Genomic DNA, 9792 nt, shown 5'->3' with positions numbered 1-9792 from the left:
GAGGGCGGCGTGAGTCGCGTGGCCTTTAGTGATGCTGACTTAGAGGGCCGCGCCTGGCTAAAAGACCAAATGGAGTCCCTGGGCCTGACGGTCCGCACAGACATAGCGGGCAATATCATAGGCCGTCGTGCGGGTATGAATAACGACCTTGCGCCAATTCTGTTTGGTTCGCACATAGACTCGGTGCCCGGTGGCGGAAACTACGACGGACAGGTGGGCGTTGTGGGAGCGCTAGAGGTTTTGGAGCTTCTTAACGAGGGGGGTATTACTACAAAGCACCCTCTGGAGGTCGTTAGCTTTACCGACGAGGAGGGCGGCCTGGTTGGGAGTCGCGCCATGATTGGCAAGCTAACCGAAGAGGCCATGGATGTCGTTTCCAGCAGTGGTTTCACGATCCGGGACGGGATGTCCCGCGTGGGTGGTGATGCCGCCCGTATTGCCGAGGCCGCCCGAAGCTCTGAATCACTCACCGCATTTCTTGAGCTGCATATCGAGCAGGGCGGCATTCTGGAGCAAAAGGAGCTTCAGATTGGCGTTGTGCAGGGTATCGTGGGTATTCGTCAGTGGGATGTCACGATTGACGGTGTTGCCAACCATGGTGGTACAACGCCCATGCGTCAGCGTAACGATGCCTTAGTTGCCGCGTCCAAGATGGTGATCGCGACCAACAGCATCGCGACGGAACTTGAGGGCCGACAGGTCGCGACCGTGGGCCGTATTCAAGCCTTCCCTGGTGCGCCTAATGTGGTTCCAGGCAAAGTCGCCATGAGCCTCGAAATCCGAGACCTCGACGCCGAAAAAATGCAGCAGGTATTTGAGCTTATAGAAGCGCAGGCGCAAGACATTGCGAAAGCCTCCGACGTTTCGGTCAGTTTCGAGGAGCGCGATGTGGCCTCGCCCCCAGCCCTCACAGATATACGGATCCGGGATTTGATAGCGGAGTCTACAGAGGCCCTGGGTTACAGCTATCAGCGGATGCCCTCCGGTGCCGGACATGACGCTCAGGATCTGGCCAAAATAACCCCTACGGGTATGATTTTTGTGCCCAGCAAAGGGGGCATTAGCCATTCGCCCTACGAGTACACGTCACCCGAAGATATGGCGAACGGCGCTAGTGTGTTGTTTCACACCGTGCTTGCGTTGGATGCTCAGTAAAACGGTCTACGCTAACTACGCGATGAAGTGAGCGTCTGTAGCGTCCAGATGTGCCAGCAATCCGGCGCGCTGCGGTAGACTCTGCATTTTGATCGGAAGGCACAGTTAACATGCGACGTCTGCTACTGACCCCCATCATCCTTCTGCCGTTGACGGCTTGTGTGTCCAGCGGCGTCCGTGATGTTGAGATCACTCCCGTCGCAAGTCTGGATACGAAGGTTGGCAGCGAGTTGGTGCTGCTTTTACCTGCCGGTGACTTTACGATTGAACCGTCAATGGATGATGAGCTACACGCCACCGCGCGATTTTTCTGCAACTCAGAGAGCGATACCTGTCGAGAGAAAGCCGCCGAGGCGGGCATCGTTCACGCTCTGCAAGGCACAACATCTACGCTGTCTTTCAAACCTTCTTCTGCTTACACCACGCGCCACGCTGACTTGCGTTTCCGTATTCAAGTCCCTGCCGTTGAGCAACTCGACATTGAAATGGACGCTGGGGACCTTAAGATCGATGCCGCAAACGGCTGCCTGAACGTTAAAGCAGGGGCTGGCGATGTAAGCATCAGTGCTCCCGCATCGAGCGTTGCCAGCGTCAAACTGGATGCGAACATCGGAGACTCCAGCCTGCGCATTCCCGACGGCGAGGTGTTTGATGAGCGCAAGCTGCTCGTGGGCTCCGAGGTTCTCTGGGAAGAAGGCACCGGAAGCTGCCAGTTGCGGGGCAAGTTGCAGGCTGGTGATCTCAATGTTCGTTTGACGTCGGACTGATAGCCAATAACCAAAAGCCAATAATCAAAGAGCGATGACCGGAGCTTTCCGGTCTGCGTACTCAGTCAAAACCTATAAAACGCGCAACCTCGCTTACTGCGCGCCGCTTAGAGATCACGGCGTTCGCTGGAAAATCCTCATCGGGATAACCCATCGCGATGCTGATTAAGATGACCTGATCTTCAGGGACATTTAAGTGCTCACGGATGACCGGTGAGTGCATCACACCCTGGCTATTGATGACCGATCCAATGCCTCGCGACCACGCGGCATTTACCAGCATGTTGCTCAGAGCCCCGCAATCGAAGGGCGCGATATCGCCTCCCTGTAGGCGTTTGTCGTAAGTCACGACCATGAGCAGTGGCGCATCGAAGATCCTAAATCCGCGCATTGTCCAAGCGTCGCGCCCGGCTTTATCATCACGAACGATTCCCATGGCCTCGAACAGCTGTACTGCGACTTCAATCTGGCGCTGTCGATGATCACCTTCATAGACGCCGGACTCCATGCGTTCAAAGGAGGGTGGTGTGCCGGATGCGGTGCGTTCTGTACTGTCGCGACGAATAGCGTCCAGTGCCTCGCCGGTCGCAATGTGAATGTGCCACGGTTGAGAGTTATAGGATGATGGGGCACGTATCGCTAGCGAGACGATGTCCTCGACCACGGACTTTGGCACGGGGTCGGGCTTAAAGCCTCGAATGCTGCGGCGACCCAAAATAACGTCATCAAAATCCCTAATACTCTCTGTACTCAAAGGTTTGGCTCCCTGTGCTATTGTCATGCGCGTTTAAAATTTCGAAGGTGAAGATACATGAAATCCACGTTTAAAGCCTTAGCGTCTCTTGCGCTGGTGACCGTATTAGCGGCGTGCAATGAAGCCCCAGCGCCCACCGCTGCACTGGCGACAGATACCGCCGCGGGACCGTCTTTTACCATTCGCTTTGACGAGTCTTTAGGCACAGCGCCACAGGATGGCCGCTTACTACTCTTGTTATCCAATACTGATCGTGACGAACCCCGTTTTCTTGTAGACAACTCGCTGGATACCCAACTGATCTATGGCCGTAATGTTGCCGACTGGGCTGCGGGAGCTGAGATGCTGATAGACGCGGCGCACATTGGATTCCCTATTAATACACTTGCAGACCTGCCTCCTGGTCGCTACTACGTACAGGCGCTACTCAACCGCTACAAAGACTTCACTTTAAGCAATGGTAAAACGGTGAGCCTTTCTCCGGATCAAGGCGAGGGACAGCAATGGAACCGCAAACCCGGGAACTATTACTCAGAGCCCGTGGCTATGGATATCACAGCAGACGGTCGGTACGAGATTCTTCTTGACCAGCAGATTGCGGAAATCGAGCCTGCCGAGGATACCGAGTTCATCAAGCATGTGCGCATGAAGAGCGAGTTGCTGTCTGAGTTCTGGGGCGAGGATGTCTATCTGGGTGCGCACGTACTCCTTCCTAAAGACTTTGACACACATCCCGAAGCCCGCTACCCGCTTATGGTTTTTCATGGGCACTTCCCCAGTGACTTTGGAGCTTTCCGTCCGGAGCCCCCTGAGCCTGACCTAGAACCTGTTTACAGCGAGCGGTTTTCCATGGATGGCTACAACATCATCCAGCAGCAGGAGGCGCACAATAATTATCTGCGCTGGATTGCGGATGACTTTCCGCGATTTTTGGCCATCGAGATTCAGCACCCCACGCCCTATTACGATGATTCCTATGCGGTGAACTCAGAAAGTCAGGGCCCGTATGGTGATGCGATTAACTATGAACTTATTCCGTTCATTGAGGAGCAGTTCCGGGGCCTTGGTGAAGGTTGGGCGCGCTTTACCTACGGTGGCTCCACCGGCGGTTGGGAGGCGATGGCGACGCAAATGTTCTATCCCGATGAATTTAACGGGGCCTTTGTTGCTTGCCCGGACCCCATTGATTTTCGCGCTTATCTCACCATGAACATTTATGAAGATGAGAATGCTTACTTCTATCCCAGTGATTTTCAGAGCATCACCCGTCCTGGCAGGCGGGACTATCTCGGCAATGTGTCGTCGAGCATTAAGGATCAAAACGATCTGGAGCGCGTGTTAGGTGACCGCAATCGTTCAGGGCAACAGTTCGACATCTGGGAAGCAACTTTCTCGCCCATGGCTGAGGATGGTTACCCTGCTGATCTGTGGGATCCGCAGACCGGGGAGATTGATCCCGAGATCGCCGCCTACTGGAAAGAGAATTTTGACCTGAGCTACATCCTGCAAAGAGACTGGGCAACCCTCGGTCCCAAGCTTGAAGGCAAACTACATATCTACACGGGCGATATGGATAACTACTACCTCAATAACGCCGTGTACTTAGTCGAAGAGTTTCTGGAGAACACTACCGAGCCCTACTACGCCGGTGAAGTCGATTACGGCGACCGCGCAGAACACTGTTGGAATGGTGACCAGGAGAACGGCAACCACCTCTCCCGTCTGCGCTACAACTGGATGTATGTGCCAAAAATACTCAAGCGTATAGAGGAAAGTGCGCCCGAAGGGGCTGATGTCAGCAGCTGGAGGTATTAAACTACCCACTGACGACATCAACCAGGTCTTAAGACCCTTCACATGGAACTTTCTTTTCGCGCGGTGCTAATGGGCGCCGCGCTTTCGTTGTACCTAGGCTTTTCATTTCCTCTTAGTGCCCAGCCGGAGCAAAGCTGCGAGGAGGGTGCTTGTACCCTCAGCTACCCCGCTGAGTTTTTCACCCGCTATGCGCCGGTAACCGCGCTGGACATGGTGAACAACTTACCCGGATTTGCACTTGATGACGGCGATAACGACACCCGCGGTTTCGGTGGAGCAGCGGGTAATATCGTAATTAACGGCGCACGGGTGTCTGCCAAAAGCGAAACGCCCTCGGATATTCTGGGGCGTATTCCCGCTACAGATATTGAAAGAATCGATGTGATTCGCGGTCAGGTTGCAGGCTTCGACCTCCGCGGACAGAACGTGATTGCCAACATCATCCGTAGCGGTGATTCGGCATCTGGCGCGTGGAGCGCAGGAGCGCGAACCTATCAACCTGACGACAACGTCTATCCCTTTGGTGAGTTGAGTTACAGCACAGGGCTCGGGGAGAGTCAGGTAACCGTGGGACTCAAGGGTCGTGAATTTCAGAGCCTCGTCGCTCGAAGGGAGCGAGTCTTGGGGCCAGATACGCTCCCGATTGAGCAACGCTTTGAGCTCTCGGACGAGGACGGCAAAGACTACAGTGCCACGGTAAATGCGAGCACCCGTCGGGGTGAGACCCAGTTTTCGGTAAATCTTGCAAAGAGCTACTTCATTTCTGAGGGCGGAGAGAGTTCCCGTCGTTATCCTACAGACGAGCGCGCGCCCTTTTTGTTGTTTCAGGGGGACAGCGATCGTTTTATCCGAGATGAGTTTGGCTTTGACATAGAACGCGCCCTCGCTGCCGATTGGCGCGGTAAAGTCATCGCTCTTTTTCGAGACGAAGACATTACTCGTTCCGGCTCTCTGGTTCGGGGACCCCTCGACGAGTCAGGGATTACTGAAGTGACTACTCGGGCCAAGAGCCTTGGTGAGGAACTCATCGGGCGTGTGGAGCTCGACTATGTCGGCTTCGAAGGGCATGCCATCGAAATCAACTTCGAAGCCTCGAATAACAGCCTGGAGAGCGATTTCGGATTTAGTGCTTTACAGGACGGGCAGCTGACGCCCCAACCGGTACCCGGCGCGAACACGACCGTCGAAGAAGAGCGTTTTGATCTTTTATTGTCAGACTCTTTTCAGTGGGGCGCGCTCTCCATTGATGCGAGTTTGAGCGCAGAAACTTCAACCATCACTCAGGTCGGCGGCTTTACTGAGGACCGCTCGTTTTTCTTCTGGAAACCCAGCCTAAACCTAAGCTACTCCCCTGATGACGATTCTCAGTGGCGGGTAAGAGCCCTGCGCGAGGTCGGCCAGCTGGACTTTGAGGACTTTGTTAGCGGTGCGGATCTTGGGGACGCAGAGCTTGCATTGGGTAACCCCAATCTGTCTCCTGAGACCACCATGACTATGGATCTAACCTACGAGATACGCGGTGATGATTTTGGTATCGGCACGGTTACGCTTTTTCATGACTGGATCGATGATGTAAACGACCTACTACCTTTGTCAGGGCGCTTGGAAGTGCCGGGCAACATTGGCTCTGCTACCCGAGCTGGAATTTCTGGAGAGTTAACGCTACCCCTGGATGCCATAGGCCTCAAGAATGGGCGAATAGACGCGGCAGCTGAATGGCAAACGTCGCGAGTCGATGATCCGCTCACCGGTGCCATACGCGCGCTTTCCGATGAGCGACAGTGGACGGGGAGAATCTCTATCCGTCAGGATCTGGTGGCCCAGCGCTTAGCTTGGGGCGTGTTGATGTTCTCTCGGGATAGCTTTCCGTTGTACGGACTCGACGAGGTGGACATTCAGGGGCAGCGGGCAGATATGGATGTGTTTGTAGAGACTCGCGCGATTGCCGGGCTGCGCATACGGCTCTCGGTCGAAGACGTGTTTCGCGATGGTGAGGATCGAGACCGGAGAGTATTCGCAGGAGATCGCAGTACCTCTCCCCTGGCATTTCGAGAGGTTCGTGAGCAGAGCCAGGCACGCATAATTTCTCTGCAGGTGAGCGGCGATTTTTAGAATCCGATCAGGGTGTTTTCCACAACGATAGTCGCGACCTGTTCTCAGGTACGTAAAGACTCCGTCATAAGGTGAAGAAGGTGATAGCAATGACAAAATGGTTAGCAGTGATTTCTACGGCATTGGTTGTTTCCCAGGGTGCTATCGCAGGTCCTGAAGATTTTCATAGTGACGGTTTGATTAAGGGCTACGGTCGATTCGCAGATGTGCCCGCAGCAAAACCTTTGCCGGCGGATACTCGATTCAAGGTGGCGATGGATGTTGTGGATGGCGGTGTTACGGGCGAGGTAAACAGCATTTTCAAAATTGCTGCCGGATTCTTGAATCTGCAGCATGCTAACGGTATTTCTCCAGAGAACGTCGACATCGCGCTGGTGGTTCATGGGGATGCGCATCGGGATTTGCTCAACAACGCTGCCTATGGGGGTGTGAACCCGAATGCAGAGCTGTTGGAGATTTTGCAGGAATACAACGTACAGGTTCTTTATTGCGGGCAAAATGCGGTGATGCGCAATGTTGCTGCGAAGGACTTGTTGCCGGGTGTTGAGATGACGCATTCGGCAACTACAACCCATGTTCTACTGCAGCAGCAGGGGTACTCTTTACGGCCCTAGGTCGTCACAAAGTGTTGCCCAATGATCGATATGAGGAGAGTAGGCAATGATCTCGGCAGATGAATGGTTAGCGCGTGGGCAGCAGCTGGAGTTGTTGGGGCACAGAATCTTTTACGTCGATGAGGCGGCCAGGTCAGAACCCCGCGGCACAATTCTGCTGATTCACGGGTTTCCCACATCCAGTTGGGATTGGTGGAAGGTGTGGCAACAACTGAACCGTAACTATCGTCTGATAGCGATAGATCTGCTTGGCTTTGGGTTCAGCGCCAAGCCCTCGCCGCACGATTATCGAATCATGGAGCAGGCCGATCTTTGCGAAGCACTCGCCGATAGCTTGGGCTTGGAACAGTTTCATGTACTAGCCCACGACTACGGCGATACTGTTGCGCAGGAGATGCTGGCGCGACAGAACGAAGAACTTGGTGTGGGAAAGTGGCAGTCCTGTATGTTTTTAAACGGTGGCTTGTTTCCCGAAACCCATCGCGCGGTACTCGCACAAAAGCTTCTTAAAAGTCCTGTAGGTTTTATCTTCCGACATGCCTTGACGGCAAAGAGTTTGAACAAGTCCTTCGACCATATTTTTGGTGAAACCAAGGCGAGTCAGGAAGAGCTGGATACATTTTTTGAGCTTTTTGATCGAGACGGTGGGCGGCGCAATGTCCACCGACTGATACATTACATGAGTGATCGCCTCGAACATCGCGAGCGTTGGGTCGGAGCGCTGTCACAGGCTACCTGCCCCATCGGCTTAATCAACGGCAATCTGGATCCAGTTTCAGGCAGCCATATGGTCGAGCGTTTTCAAGAGGTGGTGGAAGGTGAACACTTTATTCACCATCTTCCTACCGTAGGCCACTACCCTCAGGTAGAGGCACCGGACGATGTGGCCTCAGCTTACGAGTCGTTCCTGACGGGGCTTTAGGATTTGTCCTCAGGGCTTTCGTCGGGGTTTTCTTCCGGGTCGTCCTCAACGGGCTCGCCATGATCGGGCTCTTCGTTATCTCTGTGCGCCAGGCGCGCTGTTGCGGCTTCGCCTAAGCGGGCTGTTTCACCGGGTATCTGTTCTAGTGCCTGTGCGCCATCCTGAGGGTACATGTGCACTCCGGACAAAGTGACGTAGGCAGGGCTTGCGCTTCGGGGGTGAAGATAGCTGTATAGCCAGGCACCAAAGATACCAACGCCGAGTGCCGCCAGGATTGTTCCTCCAAGCAGCATCAGATAGGGAGGGCCGATACGTAAAGCATCCGGAGAGGGCCAATCGATCACCGATACCTGCGGGTATTTATCAACCTGACGTACCTCAATCTGTACCTGTCTGGCTTGAGTCTCACGATTGAGTTCCTCTAAGCGCGCTAAATCCTCAACCAGAGCCTGATGCTTTGCATAAATGGTATTGAAGTCCGCTACGGCTTGCCGGTGATCCTGGAGTCGGTTCTTGAGATTCGCCACAGACTCTCGCGCGGCTGCGTAGTCCCGCTCCGCATTGTTGAGCTCTGCCTTGGTGCCAAGCGCATAAGCTTCAGCAAGTTCGCTTTCAAGTTGCTCGACTTGTTCCGGAATCTCACGAAGTCGAGGATCCTTGCGAATGTAGTCATCGGTGTAGCGGGCGCGAAGCTCTCCGAGACGAGAGCGTAGTTCTGCCAGTTGCTGTGCCATGGCGGCCACATCGCTGCGGTCGCTTTGGGGAACGACCTGTTCTCCCGCTGCGAGGGACGTCTGCAGGGTGTCCAGATACGACTTGGTGCGGACTTCTTCTTCCACCGCGTTGTTTAGCGCCGTGTTCAACCCATCCAGCTGAGCTAAGACCGCGTTCTCTTGGCGCTCCATAGAGATAATATCGTTGCTCGCCCGATACTCCTCCAATGCCTCGCGCGCCGACGTCAGCTTGAGCGCCAGACCATCAAGCTCGGTCTGTACCTCGGTGAGAGTCTGCGATTTGCGGCTTTCTATATCTCTGGCACGGACGCTCGTGTAAACCTCGATCCATGTCTCCACAAGCGGTGGTAGTAGCTCAGGCTCTGAGCTGCGCGCTCTTAGCTCTAAAAGGTTAGTCTCGGGTACCGCGATAACATCTAGAATACGGCGCAGCTCTAGGGGGTTCACCCGTGCGGAAAAATCCTCCTCGAGACGTACGGATAAATCGCGAGTGATTTCGCTGCCTGTAAGCGTGCGACGCTGTATGGCGACTCCCTGAATATCTGCATCCAGCATTTGTTGATCAATGGCGGTAGGCGCACTCATAAGCACTGTGGCGCTGCTTTGGTAGACAGCAGGCTGCACTGCGGTGTAAATCACGCCAATAATCAGGACCGCTGCCGCACAGAGTATGAACACACGCCGGCGGCTGCGACCGTAAGCATTGTCCTCGTCCTGCAGGTCTAAACTGGGTTTTGCGGTATTAGCACTAAAAGCCATAGTAGGTTTCACGAGAGTTCACGAATTTCCACGAACGACAGTGTAGGCCATGCCACCCCTGTGCGAATAGCGCGATAGCTTTATACTTGCATTAATCGAACTTTTTCTTCACTGGCTCAGATCCCTTTACTGCTTGGATAGCGATGATTCCTATGCAATT

General features: G+C 54.3%; 8 protein-coding genes. 6 read left to right on the top strand and 2 right to left on the bottom strand.

Annotation, left to right across the window (positions count from 1 at the left end):
• Together AB8B76_RS10445 and AB8B76_RS10440 are read left to right on the top strand one after the other, a co-directional pair.
• Window positions 1-1155, top strand: a 1155-nt coding sequence (locus AB8B76_RS10445) for a Zn-dependent hydrolase (RefSeq protein ID WP_405272289.1), incomplete at its 5' end; no start/stop codon positions are given.
• A gap of 110 nt (window positions 1156-1265) precedes the next feature.
• Window positions 1266-1922: a DUF4097 family beta strand repeat-containing protein gene (locus AB8B76_RS10440; protein WP_405272287.1), complete on the top strand. Its 657-nt coding sequence runs from the start codon at window positions 1266-1268 to the stop codon at window positions 1920-1922.
• Between the two features lie 61 nt (window positions 1923-1983).
• Here AB8B76_RS10440 and AB8B76_RS10435 read toward each other — a convergent pair whose 3' ends face one another.
• Window positions 1984-2676 (bottom strand): nitroreductase, encoded by a 693-nt coding sequence (locus AB8B76_RS10435; protein ID WP_405272286.1) that lies wholly within the window; start codon window positions 2674-2676, stop codon window positions 1984-1986.
• A gap of 57 nt (window positions 2677-2733) precedes the next feature.
• On the opposite strand from AB8B76_RS10435, the gene AB8B76_RS10430 reads away from it, so the two are divergent.
• The 4 genes from AB8B76_RS10430 to AB8B76_RS10415 all read left to right on the top strand — a co-directional run bounded on the left by AB8B76_RS10430 (window position 2734) and on the right by AB8B76_RS10415 (window position 8139).
• On the top strand, window positions 2734-4491 hold the full coding sequence (locus tag AB8B76_RS10430; protein ID WP_405272285.1) for a hypothetical protein: 1758 nt from the start codon (window positions 2734-2736) through the stop codon (window positions 4489-4491).
• Between the two features lie 42 nt (window positions 4492-4533).
• Window positions 4534-6603 carry a TonB-dependent receptor plug domain-containing protein gene (locus tag AB8B76_RS10425; RefSeq protein ID WP_405272283.1) on the top strand — a complete coding sequence of 690 codons (2070 nt, stop codon included), beginning with the start codon at window positions 4534-4536 and terminating at the stop codon, window positions 6601-6603.
• An 89-nt stretch (window positions 6604-6692) separates the two neighbouring features.
• Window positions 6693-7217: a DsrE family protein gene (locus AB8B76_RS10420; RefSeq protein ID WP_405272282.1), complete on the top strand. Its 525-nt coding sequence runs from the start codon at window positions 6693-6695 to the stop codon at window positions 7215-7217.
• Window positions 7218-7263: 46 nt separating this feature from the next.
• Window positions 7264-8139, top strand: a complete 876-nt coding sequence (locus AB8B76_RS10415) for an alpha/beta fold hydrolase (protein ID WP_405272280.1) — start codon at window positions 7264-7266, stop codon at window positions 8137-8139.
• Here AB8B76_RS10415 and AB8B76_RS10410 read toward each other — a convergent pair.
• Window positions 8136-9632 carry a GumC family protein gene (locus AB8B76_RS10410; protein WP_405272279.1) on the bottom strand — a complete coding sequence of 499 codons (1497 nt, stop codon included), beginning with the start codon at window positions 9630-9632 and terminating at the stop codon, window positions 8136-8138. The two genes, AB8B76_RS10415 and AB8B76_RS10410, sit on opposite strands and share 4 nt — an antisense overlap.
• Window positions 9633-9792: the final 160 nt, after the last annotated feature.

The sequence above is a fragment of the Congregibacter sp. genome (genome assembly GCF_045107095.1).
In the GTDB taxonomy this organism is placed as follows: Bacteria; Pseudomonadota; Gammaproteobacteria; order Pseudomonadales; family Halieaceae; genus Congregibacter.
The sequence above is the reverse complement of the archived record's forward strand: the minus strand, read 5'-3'. Positions and strand labels throughout refer to the sequence as shown.

Bases quoted from the DNA above. Each gene is read 5' to 3' on its own strand.
- AB8B76_RS10425 (WP_405272283.1), top strand. From the start codon at position 4,534: ATGGAACTTTCTTTTCGCGCGGTGCTAATGGGCGCCGCGCTTTCGTTG.
- AB8B76_RS10420 (WP_405272282.1), top strand. From the start codon at position 6,693: ATGACAAAATGGTTAGCAGTGATTTCTACGGCATTGGTTGTTTCCCAG.
- AB8B76_RS10440 (WP_405272287.1), top strand. From the start codon at position 1,266: ATGCGACGTCTGCTACTGACCCCCATCATCCTTCTGCCGTTGACGGCT.
- AB8B76_RS10415 (WP_405272280.1), top strand. From the start codon at position 7,264: ATGATCTCGGCAGATGAATGGTTAGCGCGTGGGCAGCAGCTGGAGTTG.
- AB8B76_RS10410 (WP_405272279.1), bottom strand. From the start codon at position 9,632: ATGGCTTTTAGTGCTAATACCGCAAAACCCAGTTTAGACCTGCAGGAC.
- AB8B76_RS10430 (WP_405272285.1), top strand. From the start codon at position 2,734: ATGAAATCCACGTTTAAAGCCTTAGCGTCTCTTGCGCTGGTGACCGTA.